The sequence below is a fragment of the Streptomyces sp. NPDC021749 genome (genome assembly GCF_040640655.1).
Lineage (GTDB): Bacteria > Actinomycetota > Actinomycetes > Streptomycetales > Streptomycetaceae > Streptomyces.
This window is the reverse complement of record NZ_JBFACE010000025.1, coordinates 17,090-35,490: the sequence shown is the minus strand read 5'-3', so window position 1 is coordinate 35,490 and position 18,401 is coordinate 17,090. Positions and strand designations below refer to the sequence as shown.

General features: G+C 72.1%; 15 protein-coding genes. 7 read left to right on the top strand and 8 right to left on the bottom strand.

The features are described 5' to 3' along the window. Window positions 1-71 precede the first annotated feature (71 nt). Both AB0G35_RS23540 and AB0G35_RS23535 read left to right on the top strand, forming a co-directional pair. On the top strand, window positions 72-737 hold the full coding sequence (locus tag AB0G35_RS23540; protein ID WP_360952767.1) for a GntR family transcriptional regulator: 666 nt from the start codon (window positions 72-74) through the stop codon (window positions 735-737). A gap of 374 nt (window positions 738-1,111) precedes the next feature. Beyond that, window positions 1,112-2,839 carry a GAF domain-containing protein gene (locus AB0G35_RS23535; RefSeq protein WP_360952764.1) on the top strand — a complete coding sequence of 576 codons (1,728 nt, stop codon included), beginning with the start codon at window positions 1,112-1,114 and terminating at the stop codon, window positions 2,837-2,839. 232 nt (window positions 2,840-3,071) lie between these two features. Here AB0G35_RS23535 and AB0G35_RS23530 read toward each other — a convergent pair whose 3' ends face one another. From AB0G35_RS23530 to AB0G35_RS23515, 4 genes are all read right to left on the bottom strand, one after another. Further along, the gene (locus AB0G35_RS23530; protein ID WP_360952938.1) at window positions 3,072-4,316 is read right to left on the bottom strand and encodes an MFS transporter; all 1,245 of its coding nucleotides are present in this window, start codon (window positions 4,314-4,316) and stop codon (window positions 3,072-3,074) included. Between the two features lie 385 nt (window positions 4,317-4,701). Further along, complete coding sequence (locus AB0G35_RS23525) at window positions 4,702-5,277, bottom strand: serine hydrolase domain-containing protein (protein ID WP_360952761.1); 576 nt, start codon at window positions 5,275-5,277, stop codon at window positions 4,702-4,704. Continuing rightward, window positions 5,274-5,525 (bottom strand): Clp protease N-terminal domain-containing protein, encoded by a 252-nt coding sequence (locus AB0G35_RS23520; RefSeq protein ID WP_360952758.1) that lies wholly within the window; start codon window positions 5,523-5,525, stop codon window positions 5,274-5,276. Before AB0G35_RS23520 ends, AB0G35_RS23525 begins: the two co-directional genes overlap by 4 nt. Beyond that, window positions 5,512-5,757 (bottom strand): hypothetical protein, encoded by a 246-nt coding sequence (locus tag AB0G35_RS23515; protein WP_360952755.1) that lies wholly within the window; start codon window positions 5,755-5,757, stop codon window positions 5,512-5,514. Before AB0G35_RS23515 ends, AB0G35_RS23520 begins: the two co-directional genes overlap by 14 nt. Window positions 5,758-6,002: 245 nt before the next feature. Between AB0G35_RS23515 and AB0G35_RS23510 the strand changes: the two genes are divergently transcribed. The 4 genes from AB0G35_RS23510 to narI are packed head-to-tail and all read left to right on the top strand — an operon-like array spanning window position 6,003 to window position 12,838. Then, complete coding sequence (locus AB0G35_RS23510) at window positions 6,003-9,701, top strand: nitrate reductase subunit alpha (protein ID WP_360952752.1); 3,699 nt, start codon at window positions 6,003-6,005, stop codon at window positions 9,699-9,701. Window position 9,702: 1 nt separating this feature from the next. Further along, the gene (gene narH, locus AB0G35_RS23505) at window positions 9,703-11,262 is read left to right on the top strand and encodes a nitrate reductase subunit beta (RefSeq protein ID WP_360952749.1); all 1,560 of its coding nucleotides are present in this window, start codon (window positions 9,703-9,705) and stop codon (window positions 11,260-11,262) included. A 59-nt stretch (window positions 11,263-11,321) separates the two neighbouring features. Further along, entirely contained in the window at window positions 11,322-12,065 is a 744-nt protein-coding gene (gene narJ, locus AB0G35_RS23500) for a nitrate reductase molybdenum cofactor assembly chaperone (RefSeq protein ID WP_360952746.1), read from the top strand. After that, the gene (narI, locus tag AB0G35_RS23495) at window positions 12,062-12,838 is read left to right on the top strand and encodes a respiratory nitrate reductase subunit gamma (RefSeq protein ID WP_360952743.1); all 777 of its coding nucleotides are present in this window, start codon (window positions 12,062-12,064) and stop codon (window positions 12,836-12,838) included. The genes narJ and narI overlap by 4 nt, the downstream gene beginning before the upstream one ends. A gap of 276 nt (window positions 12,839-13,114) precedes the next feature. Here the strand turns inward: narI and AB0G35_RS23490 are convergent, their stop codons facing one another. After that, window positions 13,115-14,320 (bottom strand): globin domain-containing protein, encoded by a 1,206-nt coding sequence (locus AB0G35_RS23490; protein WP_360952740.1) that lies wholly within the window; start codon window positions 14,318-14,320, stop codon window positions 13,115-13,117. A gap of 338 nt (window positions 14,321-14,658) precedes the next feature. On the opposite strand from AB0G35_RS23490, the gene AB0G35_RS23485 reads away from it, so the two are divergent. Then, entirely contained in the window at window positions 14,659-15,114 is a 456-nt protein-coding gene (locus tag AB0G35_RS23485; RefSeq protein WP_360952737.1) for a cyclic nucleotide-binding domain-containing protein, read from the top strand. A gap of 110 nt (window positions 15,115-15,224) precedes the next feature. Here AB0G35_RS23485 and AB0G35_RS23480 read toward each other — a convergent pair whose 3' ends face one another. The 3 genes from AB0G35_RS23480 to AB0G35_RS23470 all read right to left on the bottom strand — a co-directional run bounded on the left by AB0G35_RS23480 (window position 15,225) and on the right by AB0G35_RS23470 (window position 17,853). Then, entirely contained in the window at window positions 15,225-15,917 is a 693-nt protein-coding gene (locus tag AB0G35_RS23480) for a response regulator transcription factor (RefSeq protein ID WP_360952734.1), read from the bottom strand. Between the two features lie 326 nt (window positions 15,918-16,243). Next, window positions 16,244-16,684, bottom strand: a complete 441-nt coding sequence (locus AB0G35_RS23475; RefSeq protein WP_360952731.1) for a pyridoxamine 5'-phosphate oxidase family protein — start codon at window positions 16,682-16,684, stop codon at window positions 16,244-16,246. Window positions 16,685-16,974: 290 nt separating this feature from the next. Continuing rightward, window positions 16,975-17,853: a universal stress protein gene (locus tag AB0G35_RS23470; RefSeq protein ID WP_360952728.1), complete on the bottom strand. Its 879-nt coding sequence runs from the start codon at window positions 17,851-17,853 to the stop codon at window positions 16,975-16,977. Window positions 17,854-18,401 lie beyond the last annotated feature (548 nt).

Below are 18,401 nucleotides of genomic sequence, written 5' to 3'. Positions count from 1 at the left end.
TGAAGCGCAACTGATATATTAGCTTCCTCGGTAAGGTATGGGAGCTCGCCGGAGAAGGTCAAGGGGGCCATATGCAGCAGGTACCGACCGAGCCCAGGGGCGAGGAGCTGTCCCTCGCCGAGCGCGCCTACCGCGCCCTCCGTGACCGGCTCGTCATGCTGGAGATCCGCCCGGGCGCGCCGATCAACGAGGATCAGCTGGCGCAGTCCCTCGGTGTGGGACGGACGCCGGTGCGCGAGGCCCTGAAACGGCTCCAGTACGAGCGCCTGATCACGACGTACCCCCGGCGCGGCACCTTCGCCACCGAGGTCAACATCACCGACCTGGCCCACATCTCCGAGGTGCGCCAGGAGCTGGAGCCCCTGGCCGCCGCCCAGGCCGCGCGGCGCGCCACGCCCCGGGACCGGGAGACGCTGTCGGCCCTGCGGCGGGAACTGGAGAGCGCGGGTGCTCACCGGCACGACGCCGCCGACCTCCTGCACCTGGACCTTCAGGTCCACCGCGCCATCTACGCCGCCACGCACAACCCGTTTTTGGACGACACCCTCGTCCGCTACGACAACCTGGCCACCCGCATCTGGTGCCTGTTCCTCGACCGTCTCTCCGACATGGCCGGCCACGTCGGGGAACACGGACCGCTGATCGAGGCGATCGTCGCCGGTGAACCCGACAAGGCGGCACGACTCGCCCGCCACCACGTCGAGAGCTTCGAGCGCGCCGTCCGCGACGCCCTCTGAGACGGAGCGGTCAGGCCGCCGCCCCGCTTCCCTGGCGGCGGAACGGCTCCGACCGGACAGGCGACTCTCCGTGCCGGTGCCCCGCCCCCGCGAGTACCCCCGGGAGCATTCCGGGCTGTGGCAGGGCAGGGCGGCCGGCGCGTGGCCCCTGCCTGCGTACCGGTCCGTCAGGCGGTGTGCCGGCGGACGGGGTCCGGCAGCTCGGGCGGGCCAACAAGCCCGTCTTCGGGGGATATCAGCGGCCAAGCCCTGCGGCGTCCCAGCAGCCGGCCGGTCGTGGACCGTGGCCACGCCCACCCGCCGGGTGCCGTCGTGCGGGTTCGGCTCGTCGGGCATCCTTGAGGGGATGCCGTGGAACGGTGAGGGGAGCTGTGGTGGACGAACGCGCGCGGGGTCCTGAGGTGGAGGCGCCCGGGACGTCTCCACAGCTGCGGCTGGACGGACTGCTGGAAGACCTGCAGCAGCAGGTCACGCAGGTCCGGGCGGCCCGGGACCGGGTCCACACGCTGCTCGACGCCGTGCTGGCCGTCGGCTCCGACCTCGATCTGGAGGTGGTGCTGCACCGGATCGTGGAGTCGGCGGTCGCCCTCGTCGACGCCCGGTACGGGGCGCTCGGAGTCCTGGGCGAGGAGGAAACCATCAAGCAGTTCGTCACGGTGGGCATCGACGAGGAGGCGATTGCCCGCATCGGGCACTACCCGCGCGGCGAGGGCATTCTCGGCCTGTTGATCCGCCACCCGGAGCCGCTGCGTCTGGCGAACCTCGCGGAGCATCCGGCATCCGCCGGCTTTCCGGCCGGGCACCCACCGATGGCCAGCTTCCTCGGCGCTCCGATCCGGGTGCGCGACCAGGTCTTCGGCAATCTCTATCTGACCAACAAGCAGAGCGGCGCGGAGTTCGACACCGACGACGAGGCGGTGCTGCGCACTCTGGCCGCGGCGGCAGGCGTGGCGATCGACAACGCCCGGCTCTACGACGACGCGCACCGCCGGCAGCGGTGGCTGGCGGCCAGCAACGAGCTGACCCGCAGCCTGCTGTCCGGCGCGGAGCCCGCCGCCGTCCTGGAGTCCTTCACCGCCACCGTGCGGGAGATGGCCGGCGCCGACCTGGTCACCCTGGCGGTTCCGGTCGGCGAGAAGGGGGAGTTGGTCATCGAGGCCGCATCGGGAGCGCACGCCGAGGAGGTCCGCGGGCTGGTGCTCCCAGTGACAGCACTGGCTACGAAGGTCTACGCCTCTGGGGAGACCATCACGAGCGAAGCCGTGAGCGCCGATCCGCGCGCCGAGGGCGGCAGTGCGTCGGTGGTGGAGCTCGGTCCGGCGTTCTTCGTCGCACTCGGCACCCGGGAGCATGTGCGCGGGGTGCTGCAGGTGGCGAACCTGCCGGGCGGCTCCTTCTTCACCGACGCCGTGGTCGACATGGTGACCGGGTTCGGCAATCAGGCCGCCCTGGCGCTGGACGTCGCGGAGCACCGGCGGGACTCCGAACGGATGGTCGTGCTCGACGACCGGGACAGGATCGCCCGTGACCTGCACGACCTGGTGATCCAGCGGCTGTTCGCCGGCGCGTTGTCGCTGCAGTCCACGCTGGGGCGGGTTGCCGACCGGCCGCAGGTGAGCGAGCGGATCCAGCGGGTCGTGGACGATCTGGACGACACCATCAAGATCGTCCGCTCGACGATCTACGGCCTGCGTGAGCACGATCGGGCCCGTGACGGCAGCGGGCTCCGCGCTCAGCTGGTGGCGGCCACCGAACGGGCCACGGCATCGCTCGGCTTCGCTCCGGCGCTGCGCATGACCGGACTGCTGGACACGGTCGTCTCCGCCGAGCAGGCCGAGCAGTTGCTGGCAGTGCTCGGCGAGGCCCTGTCCAACACCGCCCGGCACGCACACGCCACCGTTGTGGACGTCGGCGTCGAGGTCACCGACACCGCGCTGAAACTGCGGGTGGCCGACGACGGGCGCGGGATCGGCCCGGAGGTCACCCGCCGCAGCGGCCTCGCCAACCTCCGTGCACGGGCGGAGGAGTTGGGCGGCGCCTTCACCCTCTCCCCCAACCAACCGGGTGGCACCGTCGTCGAATGGGTGGTCCCGCTGTCCTGACCGGCCGGCCTCCTCCCAGGAGAGGCTGACCACACTCCACGGGGTGACCGATGCGGTGACGGTGCCCACGGTCGGGCCGCCCTCGGCCGGCAAAGCCGCGAGCGCCTCGGGCGGCTGGCCGGGACGACATGGCGGTGCTCGGCCGCGAGGGCGGCGACCTGGCCGGGGAATTCGGCGGCCAGAGCCGGGAACAGTCCGTGCTGGTCCAGGTCAGCGCGCCGTCGGCCCGTCGTCATTCCACTCGCCGTGCGTACCCACTCGCCCTCACACGGCGGTGCGGGCGGTGCGGTGCCGACGCCGACGGCGGTGGCGCTGCCTGCCGCCCGCCGCCTGCGGCCGCGGCGCGCACACCGGTGACGGTGTGGGCCAGCGCGGCGGCGGCCACGACCGCGAGCAGGACGAGTCCGGCCGCGTAGGTCCCGTACGCGCCGTACAGGGAGCCCATCACCAGCGGAGGCAGGAAGCCACCGAGTCCGCCGGCGGCACCGACCACGCCCGTGACCGAGCCGACCTGGTGGGCCGGCGTCAGCAGGGCCACCAGGGCGAACGTCGCTCCGCTGCCGGCACCGAGCGCGGCGGCCATAGCCAGGAAGGCGATCGTGCCCACCGGGGCAAGGGCCGGGGTGAACGACTGCACCACCGCTCCGGCCACCACCACGGACAGCGCCCCGGCAAGCACCCGGGCCGGGCCCAGGCGGTCGGAAAGCCAGCCGCCGACCGGGCGCATCGCCACGGCGAGCACTACGAAGCCGGCCGTGCGGTTCGCGGCGTCGGCCTGGGTGAGGCCGTATCCGGTCCTGAGGTAGGTGGGCAGGTAGACGGAGAAGGCCACGTAACCGCCGAACGCGACGGCGTACAGCGCGGACGCCCGCCAGGTGATGCCCAGCCGGGCGGTGGCGGCCAGCCGGCGTCCCCACGACTCGGTCGGCACCGTGCGGCCGGGCGCGTCACGCAGCAGCAGCCCGGCGGTCACGGCGTACACGGCCAGCACCACGGCGGTGATCAGGAACGGGGTGGTCATGCTGTGCTCGTCCACCAGCTCGACCGTGGTCAGGGCGCTGATGGCGGTGCCGCCCATGCCGGCACCGAAGACGCCGATGGCCAGACCGCGCCGCTCCGGAGGGAACCAGGCGTTGACGAAGGGCACGCCGACGGCGAACGCCGTGCCGCCGATGCCGAGGAAGAACCCGCCGACCAGCAGAGCGGCGAGGGAGGAGTGCCCGGCCAGGCCGAGGTGGAGCACGGGCACGACGGTGGCTGCCGACACGAGCGGGAACATCACCCGCCCACCGAACCGGTCGGTCAGGACGCCGACCGGAACACGACCCAGCGAGCCGACCACCACCGGCACCGCCACCAGCAACGACTGCTGGAACGAGCTCAGGTCCAGGCTGTCCTTGAACCGCGGGCCGAGCGGGCTGAGCAGCGCCCACGCCCAGAAGTTGACGGCGAAGCCGACCGTGGCCAGCGCCGTCATCACCCAGGCCCGGCCCGGTACCGGCTCGTGCGCCGGCGGTGTCGCTTCGCTTCTCCCCGACCGTTGGAGCACCATCGTGTCCCTCCTGAGCGCAGTGGTCCGGCCGCCTCGCTCGTACGGCGCGGCGGCCCGGGTCCAGGTTCGAGGGCTCGGAGTTGCCCCGCATGGGGCCGTCGGTGCCACGGGGCCGTCCGTCCGGGTCCTCGGGCTCAGGCCGTATGGGCCCTTCCCCGGCCGGCCGTCAGGGCCGATGGTCCCTCCGCGGGGGGTGCGGGCCCTTCCGGGTCGGCTCTGTCGGCACGCCCGGCACGGTATGACCCAGCGCGTCACCGTCGGTGCCCCGGGCGCCGCCGGCCGCGCCGGGTCCTTGTGTACGACCCGGTGTTCAGGGATGGCTCCGGCAGCAGAACTTCGCCTGGAGGAGATCGGTGAAGATACCGATGGGATCGTCCCAAATGCCATTGCTCCAGTCGCCGTTGACGTTGGTGGTGACCATCTGTTCGCCGTCGCGAGCGCCGTAGGCGTAGGACCACGATCCGAAGAGCGCACCCCCCATGCCCCAGACCGTTTCCCCGCAGGGCAGTCTCACTGAGGAAACGCCGAGGCCGTAGGCGGCGTGGGGAATCCAGTCGCGGGTGGGCACGGTGGTGAACATGGCGCGTTGTTGGTCCGGTGGCAGTATCCGGCCCCCCAGCAGGGCGCGGAAGAACCGGTTGAGGTCCCCAGCGGTGGAAATCATGCCGCCGGCCGCCCAGAACATGGACGAGTCGAGTTCGGTCGCGTCGTGGACCGGCGCGCCGGGGCCGGTCTGGAACAGCTTCGTGTAGTGCCGGGAGTGCGGCCCGTGGATCGTCGGGTCGCTGCCGTGCGGCAGGTACGTAGCAGCCAGGCCGAAGGGGCGGGAGATCCGCACGGCGATCTCCTCGGCGAGCGCACGGCCGGTGGCCCGTTCGATGATCATGCCTGCGAGAAGGCGGCCGCAGACACCCCCACCATGCTCAGGCTGTGCGCGAACTCTCGATCCAGTGCCTCGCGGACGGCAGCGCGATCGAGCCCGACCGAGGCCAGGACCTGCTGAGCGGTCGACCCCTGATCGGCGGCGAGCGACAGCAGAAGATGGTGCGCGTCGATCGTCGCCGACCCGTCATCCTGAGCTTCGTCCATCGCCCGCACGATGACCGCGTGCAGGTACTTGTCAAACGCGCTCATCGCCGCGCCTCCTCAGTTTGACTCCGGCGGCAATGAGCCGCTTGGCGTGCTTCTTGTGGACAGCTTGGCGGGTGACACCAAGCGCCTCGGAGACCTGCGGCCAGCTCCAGCCCGCCCGCATGGCCTGTTCGACAGCGGCGTCCTCCAGTTGATCGGCAAGGCGCCGCAACGCCACGACAGCCGCCAGGGCGTCAGCAGGCTCGGGGGGAAGGGGATTTTCGCCGACGGACATGTAAGCAACCGTAGTTGACTAACGAGGATAGTCAACCCAAGTTGCTCATCACTGGGGCGGGGCGCAGCGCTCCCGTCGGAGGCTCGTGCTCACGGGCCGCCCTGTCGGCAGACGATCGCATGACGACAGCCGCCCAACAGGGACCTCGGTCCCTGGAAAGAGCCGCGGAGGGGGCCAAGAGGACGGGCAGTGGGGGCCGTTGGGCCCAAGGACCCGCCGGCGGCCAAAACCTAACGTTCACGGCCATGGAGACCGACCAGACAGCACGGCCAGAACCGTCGCGCGTCCAACAAAGCTGGCCCCTGGCCGCCCGCAGGCTGCTGCACCGCCGCGAGATCTCGGCCGACGGACGTGCCGTGTTCGGGCAGACCGACCCGGAGTGGGAGGGCTTCTACCGGGACCGCTGGGCGCACGACAAGGTGGTCCGCTCCACCCATGGGGTCAACTGCACGGGTTCCTGCTCATGGATGGTGTACGTCAAGGACGGCCTCATCACCTGGGAGCACCAGGCCACCGACTACCCGTCGATCGGCCCGGACTGCCCCGAGTACGAGCCCCGCGGCTGCCCGCGCGGTGCGTCGTTCTCCTGGTACACCTACTCCCCCAGCCGGGTCCGGTACCCCTACGTACGGGGTGCGCTGCTGAAGCTGTGGCGCGAGGCCCGGCGCCGGCTCGGGGACCCGGTGGCCGCCTGGGCGGAGATCACCGGCGATCCGGCGAAGGCACGCGCCTACAAGCGGGCCCGCGGCAAGGGCGGCCTGGTCCGTGCCGGCTGGGACGAGGTCGCCGAACTGGTCGCCGCGGCCCACGTCCACACCATCAAGGCGTACGGTCCCGACCGCGTCGCCGGTTTCTCCCCGATCCCGGCGATGTCGATGGCGTCCTTCGCGGCCGGCTCCCGCTTCATGTCGCTGATCGGCGGAACGCTGCTGTCCTTCTACGACTGGTACGCCGATCTGCCCGTCGCCTCCCCGCAGGTCTTCGGTGACCAGACCGACGTCCCGGAGGCGGCGGACTGGTGGAACGCGGGCTACCTGATCATGTGGGGCTCCAACATCCCCGTCACCCGCACCCCGGACGCCCACTTCCTCACCGAGACCCGCTACAACGGCACCAAGGTCGTCGCCGTCAGCCCCGACTACGCCGACAACGTGAAGTTCGCCGACGAGTGGATGGCCCCGCACCCGGGCACCGACGGCGCGCTCGCGATGGCCATGGGGCAGGTGATCCTTCGCGAGTTCCTGGTGGACCGCGAGGTTCCCTACTTCCAGGGCTACCTGCGGAAGTTCACCGACGCGCCCTTCCTCGTGACCCTGCGGGAGCACGAGCGCGGCCTCGTTCCGGACGGGTTCCTGACCGCCGCCGACCTCGGCCACGACACGGAACACGCCGCGTCGAAGGCCGTTCTCCTCGACTCGGCCACCGGCGAGTGCGTCGTGCCGAACGGCTCGCTCGGCTTCCGCTGGGGGCAGGCCGAAGAAGGCCGCTGGAACCTCGACCTGGGCGGTGTCGTACCGGAGTTGAGCCTGCTCGCCGGCGCGGACGACACCATGGCCGTCGCGCTGCCCCGGTTCGACGAGGGGGCCACCGAGGGTGGCTCGGCGATGGTGCGTGGCGTGCCGGTACGCCGGCTCGGCGGCCGCCTCGTCACCACCGTCTTCGACCTGATGCTCGCCCAGTACGGGGTAGCGCGGCCCGGCCTGCCGGGCGACTGGCCGGCCTCCTACGACGACGCCTCGCAGCCCTACACCCCGGCCTGGCAGGAGACGATCACCTCGGTCCCCGCGAAGCAGGCGGCCCGGGTCGCCCGCGAGTTCGCCCGTAACGCCGAACGCACCCAGGGCCGTTCGATGATCGCGATGGGCGCGGGCACGAACCACTGGTTCCACTCCGACACCATCTACCGCGCTTTCCTGGCGCTGACCACCATGACCGGCTGCCAGGGTGTCAACGGCGGCGGCTGGGCCCACTACGTCGGCCAGGAGAAGGTCCGCCCGCTCACCGGCCTCCAGCACCTCGCGTTCGCCTTCGACTGGCAGCGGCCGGTGCGGCACATGGCCGGCACCTCGTACTGGTACCTGAACTCCGACCAGTGGCGGTACGAGGCCTTCGGCCCCGACGAGCTGGCCTCCCCTCTGGGGGAGGGGCGGTTCCGGGGCAAGGGTTTCGCCGACTGCCTGGCGCAGGCGGTGCGGCTGGGCTGGACACCCGGCCATCCCGGATTCAACCGCAACCCGCTCGACCTGGCGGACGAAGCGGCGCGGGCGGGCCGGCCGGTCGCCGAGCACCTCGTCGACGAGCTGGCGTCGGGGCGGCTGCGGTTCGCCGTCGAGGACCCCGACGACCCGGCCAACTTCCCGCGCGTACTGACGGTGTGGCGGGCCAACCTGCTCGGATCCTCCGGCAAGGGCAACGAGTACTTCCTGCGTCACCTGCTGGGCACCGACGCGGTCGTCCGCTCCGCCGAGACGCCGCCCGAAGCCCGCCCGGAGGACGTGGTGTGGCGGGAAGAGGCTCCGGAGGGCAAGCTCGATCTGCTCGTCTGCATGGACTTCCGCATGACCTCCACCGGACTACTGGCCGACGTGGTCCTGCCCGCCGCGACCTGGTACGAGAAGGACGACCTGTCCAGCACGGACATGCACCCCTTCGTACACGCCTTCACCCCCGCCATCGCCCCGCCCTGGCAGGCCCGCACCGATTACGACACCTTCCTGACCCTCGCCGACAGGTTCAGCGAGCTGGCCGCCGAGCACCTGGGCACCCGCACCGACGTCCTGGCCGTCCCGCTCACGCACGACACCCGGGACGAACTCGCCCAGCCGGGCGGGGTGGTACGGGACTGGAAGGCGGGCGCGTGGGAACCGGTCCCCGGCCGGACCATGCCCCGGCTCGTCACCGTCGAGCGCGACTACCCGGCCGTGGCGGACAAGATGCGCGCCGTCGGTCCGCTGCTGGACACGCTCGGGACGACCACCAAGGGTGTCACCGTCCATCCCGACCGCGAGATCGACGAGCTGCGGCACCGCTGCGGCACCGTCCGTGACGGGGTCACCGCGGGCCGGCCCTCGTTGGCGACCGCCTCCGACATGTGTGAGGCGATCCTCGCCCTGTCCGGCACCACCAACGGGCGCCTGGCGACCGAGGGCTTCCGGGAGCTGGAGCGGCAGACCGGCAGCACGGGCCTGGTGGAACTCGCCGCCGAGCGCGAGGCCGAGCACATCACGTTCGCCGACACCCGCACCCAGCCACGAGCCGTGATGACCTCGTACGAATGGTCGGGCTCGGAGACCGGGGGCCGCCGCTACTCCCCCTTCGTCATCAACGTCGAGCACCTCAAGCCCTGGCACACCCTCACCGGCCGCCAGCACTTCTTCGTGCAGCACGACTGGATGGCCGAACTCGGCGAGCAACTCCCCGTCTACCGACCCCCTTTGCACACGCCCCGGCACTACGGTGACGAGCACCTGCACGAAGCAGGACGGGCGGAGGTCACCGTCCGCTATCTGACCCCGCACTCGAAGTGGTCCATCCACTCGAACTACCAGGACAACGCGTACATGCTCGACCTGTCCCGGGGCGGGCCGGTGATCTGGATGTCCACCGCGGACGCCGAGAAGATCGGGGTCAAGGACAACGAGTGGATCGAGGCGTACAACCGCAACGGCGTCGTCGCCGCCCGCGCGGTGGTCACCCACCGGATGCCCGAGGGCACGGTGTACATGTACCACGCCCAGGACCGCACCGTGAACGTCCCGAAGACCGAGGTCAGCGGCAAGCGCGGCGGCATCCACAACGCGCTGACCAGGCTGCTGCTCAAGCCCACTCATCTCGCCGGCGGCTACGCGCAGTTCACCTACGCCTTCAACTACTACGGCCCGACCGGCAACCAGCGCGACGAGGTCACCGTCCTCCGCCGTCGCTCGCAGGAAGTGGAGTACTGACATGCCCCGTGGCGGAGCCCCCATCGGACGCGTCATGGCCCAAGTGGCGATGGTGATGAACCTCGACAAGTGCATCGGGTGTCACACCTGCTCGGTCACCTGCAAGCAGACCTGGACCCACCGCACGGGTGTCGAGTACGCCTGGTTCAACAACGTCGAGACCAAACCGGGCGTGGGGTACCCGCGGCGTTACGAGGACCAGGAGCAGTGGAAGGGCGGCTGGACGCTGGACCGGCGCGGGCGCCTGGTCCTGCGCTCCGGCGGCCGGGTCAAGCGCCTGCTGTCCCTGTTCTCCAACCCCGACCTGCCGTCCATCGAGGACTACTACGAGCCGGTCACCTACGACTACGACAACCTGGTCAGCGCCCCGGCCGGCCGGGACCTCCCCGTCGCCCGCCCCCGCTCGGTCCTCACCGGCAAACCCACCGCGATCACCTGGGGCGCCAACTGGGAGGACGGCCTGGGCGGCGCGCCCGAGCACGCGGGCGGCGACCCCAACCTCTCCGGGGCGTGGGCGGAGAAGGTCAGGTTCGAGTTCGAGCAGACCTTCCTCTTCCACCTCCCCCGGCTGTGCGAACACTGCCTCAACCCGGCCTGTGTCTCCGCCTGTCCGTCGGGCGCGATGTACAAGCGGGTCGAGGACGGCATCGTGCTCGTCGACCAGAACCGCTGCCGTGGCTGGCGGATGTGCGTGACGGCCTGTCCGTACAAGAAGGTGTACGTCAACCACGCCACCGGCAAGGCCGAGAAGTGCACGTTCTGTTTCCCACGCGTCGAGGCCGGGCAGCCCACCGTCTGCTCCGAGACCTGCGTCGGCCGGCTGCGCTACCTCGGCCTGCTGCTGTACGACGCCGACCGCGTCGGCGAGGCCGCGGCCACCCCGGACGAGCGGGACCTGCTGGAGGCCCAGCGGGGCGTGTTCCTCGACCCCGCCGACCCCGACGTCATCGCAGCCGCACGGGAGTCCCAGATCCCCGAGGACTGGCTGGCGGCCGCCCGCCGCTCCCCGGTGTACGACCTGGTCATGCGGTACAAGGTGGCGCTGCCGCTGCACCCGGAGTACCGCACCGTGCCCATGGTCTGGTACGTCCCCCCGCTCTCCCCCGTCCTGGACGCGGTGAGCAGCGCCGGCGGGAACCAGGACGACCCGGACCACGTGTTCGCCGCCGTCACCCGCCTGCGCATCCCGCTCGACTACCTGGCCAGTCTGTTCACCGCCGGGGACGGCGGCGTGGTCGCCGGGGTACTGATGAAGCTCACCGCGCTGCGCTCGTACATGCGCGAGCGCATCCTCGGTGAGCCAGGCGACGAGACCGCGCTGCACTCCGTGGGACTGACCCCGCGCGAGGCTGAGGACCTGCACCGGCTGCTGGCCGTCGCCAAGTACCGGGACCGGTACGTCGTCCCCGCCGCGCACAAGGAGGACGCGGCCGCTCTGGCCGCCGTGGAGAACCGCTGCCCGGTGGAGTCCTCCGGTGAGCCGGCCGGGCGGAAGGTCATGCTCGGTATCCCCACCCTCCGTCGTCGTACGCCCGAAGCCCCCGCCGGAGGCCGTCCGTGAGTCCCCTGCCCTCCCCCAGTGCCGGACGCCTGGGGGGACCCCCATCCGTTCCCGCCCTCGTGCGCACGCGGCTGCGAGCGGCCGTGCGCCGCCCGGCCCGGCTCACGCCCGAGGAGGCCGAGGCGCGGGTGCTGCTGCTGCGGCTGTGCTCGCTGCTGCTGCAGTACCCGGACGCCGAACTGGTCGCCGCCCGGCCGGACTTCACCGCCACCGTCGGCGGGCTACCGCCCTCACCCGCCGCCGAACGGCTGGCCGCCTCCGCCACCTGGTTCGCCGGCCAGGAGCCGGAGGCACTGGAGAGGCACTACGTCGAGATGTTCGACCTGCGCCGCAAGAGCAGCCTCTACCTCACCTACTACCTGCACGGCGACACCCGCCGCCGGGGCATGGCACTGCTCGCCCTCGCCCAGCGGTACCGGGCGGCCGGCTGGGAGATCGACGGCGGCGAGCTGCCCGACCACCTGCCGGTGGTCCTGGAGTTCGCCGCTCTCGCCGGGCCGGGCAGGGGCGAGGCGCCGCTGCGCCAGCACCGGCGCGGCCTGGAGCTGATCCACCACGCGCTCACCGACGCCGGGTCCCCCTATCGGCACGTCCTGGCCGCGCTGCTCACGCTCCTGCCACCACCCACCGAGGCGGACCTGGCGGCCGTGGCCGAACTGGCCGCACAGGGCCCGCCCGGCGAGGACGTCGGCCTCGACCCGTACGGCTCGGGCGGGTTCGCGCCGCCGGGCACCTTCGTCCCGCCCGAGCAGGCCCCGCCCAGCCTCATGCCGCCCCTCTCGCCCCCGGAAGGCCCACGATGAGCGCCGCAGGATCCGCATTCGCCACACCGAGCGGCGTCGACCTTCTCCTGTGGGTCGCCGTCCCCTACATCTGCCTCGCCGTGTTCGTCGCGGGGCATGTCTGGCGCTACCGGCACGACCAGTTCGGCTGGACCTCCCACACCAGCCAGCTCCTCGAACACCGCTGGCTGCGCTGGGGCAGCCCGCTGTTCCACCTGGGGGCCTTCGCGGTGATCGCCGGGCACGTGGTGGGACTCGCGGTGCCGGCCTCCTGGACCGAGGCCGCCGGCATCGGTGAGCACGCCTACCACACCACGGCCGTGTGGCTGGGCTCCGTGGCGGGCGTCGCGATGGTCGCCGGGCTCGGCATGCTGTGCGCCCGGCGGCTGCTGACCCGGCGGATCCGGCTCGGCACCGACCGCACCGACAAGCTGCTCTTCCCCCTGCTGGTCACGACCGTCCTGCTGGGCATCTCCGCCACGGCCGCGCACAACGTCCTCGGCCCCGGTTACGACTACCGCGAAACCGTCTCCGTCTGGTTCCGCGGCATCTTCACCCTCCAGCCGCGACCCGGGTCGATCGCCGGAGCACCGCTGCTGTTCCAGTGGCACGCCCTGAGCGCCTGCCTGCTCTTCGCGCTCTGGCCGTTCACCCGGCTGGTACACGTGTGGAGCGTCCCGGTCGGGTATCTGACCCGGCCGTACCTGGTCTACCGCGGGCGGACGGTTCCGGCGGCCCACTCGGCCGTACGACGTGGCAGCCGGAGGCCCGGTCCCGGGCGACGCGCCGCATGAGCCACCGACCGGCCCGCACACCGGATGCCACGACCACAGACCCGCGCAGCCCTCGGGCGCGAGCCGCGGCACCGGCCTGGTGATGGCGCGGAACCACCACGGCGGACGTCCGGAGGTCATCGACGGCGGCTCCCTGCCGGCGGCCGGCGGACCGCGGCGCGCCCGCGCCGCCTCAGCACCCAGGTCGGGCGCTGAGGCGGCGGAGGAGGAGCAGATGAGGCGGTCGGCCCAGTGGTCCGGCCGCGCGCCGCCACGTCGCCACGCCGCCGGAGACCGTCAGCCTTCCGCGTGGGCGAGCCACAGGTCGGGGCCGAAGACCTCGTAGCGGATGCTGCGCGCCGGGACGCCGGCCCGGAGCAGCTGGGTGCGGACGGCGCGCATGAAGGGGAGCGAGCCGCACAGGTAGACGTCGGCGTCGGTGGGCAGGTCCAGGCCGTCGAGGTCCATCAGGCCCGGGCGGGAACCGGCTTCCTCGGCCGCCTCCGCCTCGTACCAGAACTCCGCCCTCGCATCGGGCAGTTGCTCCACCAGACGTCGGGTGTCGGCGCGCAGAGCGTGGTCGGTCGGGGTGCGGTCGGCGTGCAGGACCCACACCGGCCGGGTCGCGCCGGTGGCGGCGAGGTGTTCGAGCATGCCGGCCATGGGGGTGCAGCCGATGCCGGCGGAGACCAGCACGAGCGGGGTGTCGGCGTCGTCGAGCACCACGTCTCCGAACGGGGCCGACAGGGTGAGCTCGTCCCCGTCCCGTACGGTGCGGTGCAGTTGGTTGGAGACCTCGCCCTCCGGGGCGTCGGCGACGCCGGCCACCCGCTTGACGGTGATGCGCCGCAAGCGGCCGCCGGGAGCGTTGGACAGGCTGTACTGGCGGGTCTGGTGGATGCCGTCGGGCATGAGCGCCCGGACGCTGACGTACTGGCCGGCCCGTGCCGGGGGCAGGGGGCCGCCGTCGGCCGGGTGCAGCAGAAAGGAGACCACGTCCGGGGTCTCCTCGCGCCGCTCCACGACGGTCCACTGCCGCCACGGCTTGCGCGGGTCGACCCGGGCTTCCTGGTAGAGGCGCGCCTCCTGAGCTATCAGCGCGCCGGCCATCAGCCAGTACACCTCGTCCCACGCGGCCGCCACGTCCGGGGTCACCGCATCGCCGAGCACCTCGCCGATGGCTTGGAAGAGGTACTTGTGGACGATGGTGTATTGGTCCTCGGTGACGCCGAGGGCCGCGTGCTTGTGGGCGATCCGGGCGAGGAGGGCGTCCGGGCGGGCGTCGGGGTCGGCCAGCAGGGCCCGGGCGAAGCCGGCGATGGATCCGGCCAGGGCCCTGCGCTGTTCGCCGCTGGCCTGGTTGCCCCGGTTGAACAGGCCGTCCAGCAGCTCGGGTTGTTCCGCGAACATGGTGCCGTAGAAGCGGATGGTGATCTCGTCCAGGGCTCCGCCCACGACGGGCAGGGTGGCGCGGACGACAGCGGCCGACTCGGGCGAAAGCATGCAAGGACTCCTCTGGTTGTACGCACGTGGAGAGACGGCGCTCACCGTCAGAGCCGGGACCGTGGGGCGGGTCCGGGCCGTCACAACGATCATTCCGATGGGCCGTCACCCGGAACAGGGCCGAAGTTCCCTGCAGGCAGGGACCGTCGGTCCGGCCACAGCGCCGGACCTGGGCGACGGCCCACGTGGGCCGCGACGGCTCGCCCGGGAGCCCGCAGCCGAACGATCTGTCCCGGGGCCGGGCGGCCCTCCTGTGGACCGGATGGCCCCTCGCCCCCTGTCACCCGCCGTCACAGGATGGAGGCACCACGTCGTACACCCCCGTCGGGAGGCAGGACATGAACACCCCCAGCATGCTCCGCGCACTGCCCACCGAACACCGGCAGCGGCTCATGCGGGTAGCCCGGCACGTGTCCTTCCCCCAGGGGACGCGCCTCTTCGAGGAGGGAGCCCACGCCGACCGCTTCTGGATCATCCGTACCGGCACGATCGAGCTCGACATGCCCGTGCCCGGCCGCCGCGCCGCCGTCGTCGAGGCCCTCGGCCACAACGAACTCCTGGGCTGGTCCTGGCTCTTCACGCCCCATGTCTGGCATCTGGGGGCCGAGGCGACGACCCCGGTCCGTGCGTACGAGTTCAGCGGCGCCGCCGTCCGCGCCCTGTGCCAGGACGACCCGGCTCTCGGCCAGGCCGTGACCCAATGGGTCGGTGAGGTACTGGCCCATCACCTGCGCTCCGCCAGGACCCGGCTGTTGGACCTCTACGCCCCGTACGGCGCCGGCCACGCCGCCTGAGCGGCACGGGACGGATGGATCCCTGCCTTGCCGCTGGCTTCCCCCGTTGTGCTCTGCCGGCCGTCCGAGAGCACCGCGTCCCGGCACACCGGCCAGGTCCGGCGTCGGGTTCAGCGCCCTTCCGGCCGCTGCCGGTCGTGGACCTGGGTGGCGATGACCGCGGCCTGGATGCGGCGCTCGACGCCGAGCTTGGCCAGCAGACGGGAGATGTGGTTCTTCACCGTCTTCTCGGCCAGGTACAGCCGCTGCCCGATCTGGCGGTTGGTCAGCCCCTCACCGATCAGGGCAAGGATCTCCCGCTCCCGCTGGGTCAGACCCTGCAGCCCGTCGGGCTGCTCCTCCTCTTGCCGGCCGCCCCGAAGCCGGGCCATCAGCTTGGTGGTGGCACTGGCGTCCAGCAGGGACTGGCCGCCTGCCACGGTGCGCACGGCGGACACCAGGTCCGAGCCCTGGATCTGCTTCAGGACGTACCCGGAGGCGCCCGCCATGATCGAGTCCAGCAGCGCTTCCTCGTCGTCGAAGGAGGTGAGCATCAGGCAGGCCAGCTCGGGCATGCGCGAGCGCAGCTCCCGGCACACCGTCACACCGTCGCCGTCGGACAGGCGGATGTCGAGCACTGCCACCTGCGGGCGCAATGCGGGCACCCGCACCAAGGCCTGCTCCGCCGTGCCGGCCTCGCCGATGACCTCGATGTCCGGCTCGTCGTTGAGCAGGTCGCGCACCCCGCGCCGTACCACCTCGTGATCGTCCAGCAGGAAGACCCTTATCGGGTTGTCGGCGCCGGGCTGCTCGCTGTCCGCCATCAAACTGCTCCCTGGTTCGTCGTTCCGTGCCGATGTCCGCCCGGGGACGGCTCGACCCTCCCTGCCGAGATCCTTCCCCGTATCCGGGCCGAAGGGCAGGGCCGGTCGGCCCTGTTGTTTTCCCCGGTCTCCCGCGCCCACGAGGTGCGACCGCAGCACGAGCAGCGACGGCCCGACAGCTTTGGCGATCAGGTGCCACGGTGGTGACGTGCCGGGGAGCCGAACGGGGCGCAGCGCACCGCCCGGAACCGCAGCACGCCCCGGTGGAGGTCATCCGGCCAGGACCGAGGCACCTCGGCCACGGCCCGAGCCCAGGTTCCCGGCGGTCAGGCGGAGAGGTCCAAGCCGTACATGGTGCGGCCCCCGACGAGTTCGCGCCCGGTGACCAGTTCCGGCTCGATCCGCACGAAGACCTCCTCGGGCGAGCGAACCCACGAGTCGGGACCGATCCGCTGCAGGCGCGCCGCCTCGGCCGCATCCGTCACGATCTCGGCCCGGCCGGTGACGACGACGCTCCAACCGGAGTGCGTGTCCACGTCGACCGCGTCCGCCTCGAAGGCTACGACTACGCCGTCGACCGCGCGGGCCAGCTCGGAGGCCGCCGAGGTGCGCAGCAGCACCGCTCCGTCGGTGTCCAGGCTGAAGTTGACCGGCACGACCGCAGGCAGGGCCTGGCGCGTGTGGACGACGCGGCCGACAGGTGCCGTCGCCAGCAGGCGCAGGCACGCGTCACGGCCGAGCTCCCGGAAACCATCGTTCGGGTACATGAGTCAGCCGTCCTTCGCCTGAGGGAGTCGTGTCCATACTGAGCCCGCCGGCGGCCTCGGGTGAGGGCCACGGGTCCCTCTCTGGCCGGAGAGCGGCCCGGGGGAACGCGGCGGCGAAGGGGGGCCGGACGGCCCCTCCGGCACACGGCCGGCAGTCGCCCGTCCGGAAGCGCGACATCGGCCTGCGCGACCTCGGCCCGCGGGCCTCGGCGTCCAGCGCGAACGCCCACGGCAACCGTCGCGGCTCCGAGGCGTCCGCCGCCGGGTTCACGGTCGTGAGCGCAGGCGGGTCATTCCTTGCCGCGGACCACGGCGACGGAGCAGTGCGCGTGATGGAGCAGAGCCTGGCTGACCGAGCCGAGCAGCAAGCCGGTGAAGCCACCGCGGCCCCGTGCACCGGCCACCACCAGTTGGGCCTCGTGGCTCGCGTCGATCAGGGCCGGGCGGATCCGGGAGCGCACCAGGCGCCGTTCCACAGCGACCTGGGGGTAACGCGTCTGCCACGGAGCCAGCGTGTCGTCCAGCAGCCGCTGTTCCTCGTCGCGGAGCCGGTCGACGTCGACCACCATGTTCAGCGGGTCGCCCGGCCCCTCGTAGGCACGTTCGCTCCAGGTGTTCCACACGTGGAGGGCCAGCAGGCCCGCTCCGCGCATCGACGCTTCTCCGAAGGCGAACTCGACAGCGCGTTGGCCCGCCGGGGAGCCGTCCACCGCCAGCAGTACGGGTCGGGTCGGGTTCGGCCTGCCCCGTACCACCAGCACCGGACAGCGGCCGTGGGCGGCCAGGTGCACGGCGGTGGATCCGAGGAGCAGACTGCCGAACGCGCCCAGCCCGCGGCTGCCCACCACGACGAGCGAGGCGGTGCGCGACTCGATCTCCAGCACCATCAGCGGCTCGCCGACGGTGACCTCTCGGGTGATGTCCACCCGCGGCGCGACCTCGCGTGCCCGTTGTTCGGCCTCGGCCAGCGTGCCATCCACCAGCTCGCGCATCCCCGCCCTGGCAGGATCCCAGGGCGGGCCACCGGGCGGTGGATGGATCGACGGCCACCCGAAGGCGTGCACCAGCCGCAGGCCGCCTCCGCTCAGCACCGCCTCGCGTGCCGCCGTCTCGACCGCGTCCAGGCTGGACGGTGAGCCGTCGACTCCCACGACCACTGGTTTCACCATGCCGCGCCTCCTCGCCGGCCCGGCCGTACGCCCGCCGGCCCGGCTCCCGTCCATCCTCTGCCTCCGTGACGCGCAGCGCAGGAGGACCCGATGGCCCGCCCGGGAACTCTTGCGCGGCAGCGATACCGGCCCGTCCCTGGACGCGCCCCAGGGGCCGCCGTGCCCCGCCGCACCAGCTCGACCTGTCCGAGCAGGAGGGTACGTATCGAGTGGCGGAACATGGCTTCCCCGTCCCGGGGACCGCTCGGTGAAAGTGCCACTCCCTCATATGACCCGGTCGGGTGCACCACTGCCCTGCCTGCCGAGCCGTCCGGGTGATGACGGAACGTGCTCGGCGCCCCGCCGCCGTCGGCCGGCTCTTCCCGGCCACGGCGCGCGGACCGAGCTGAACGAGCACCTGCGCGAGGCGGCCACGCTGGCCGGCGTGGTCGGCACGAACACGGCCAATCTGCGTCAGGCGGTCAACGGTGAAACGCACGCCGCCGCCTTCCAGGCGGCGCTGAACCGGCTGCGCCGAGTGCCTCGCCCTGACGGAACCCCATGGCGGC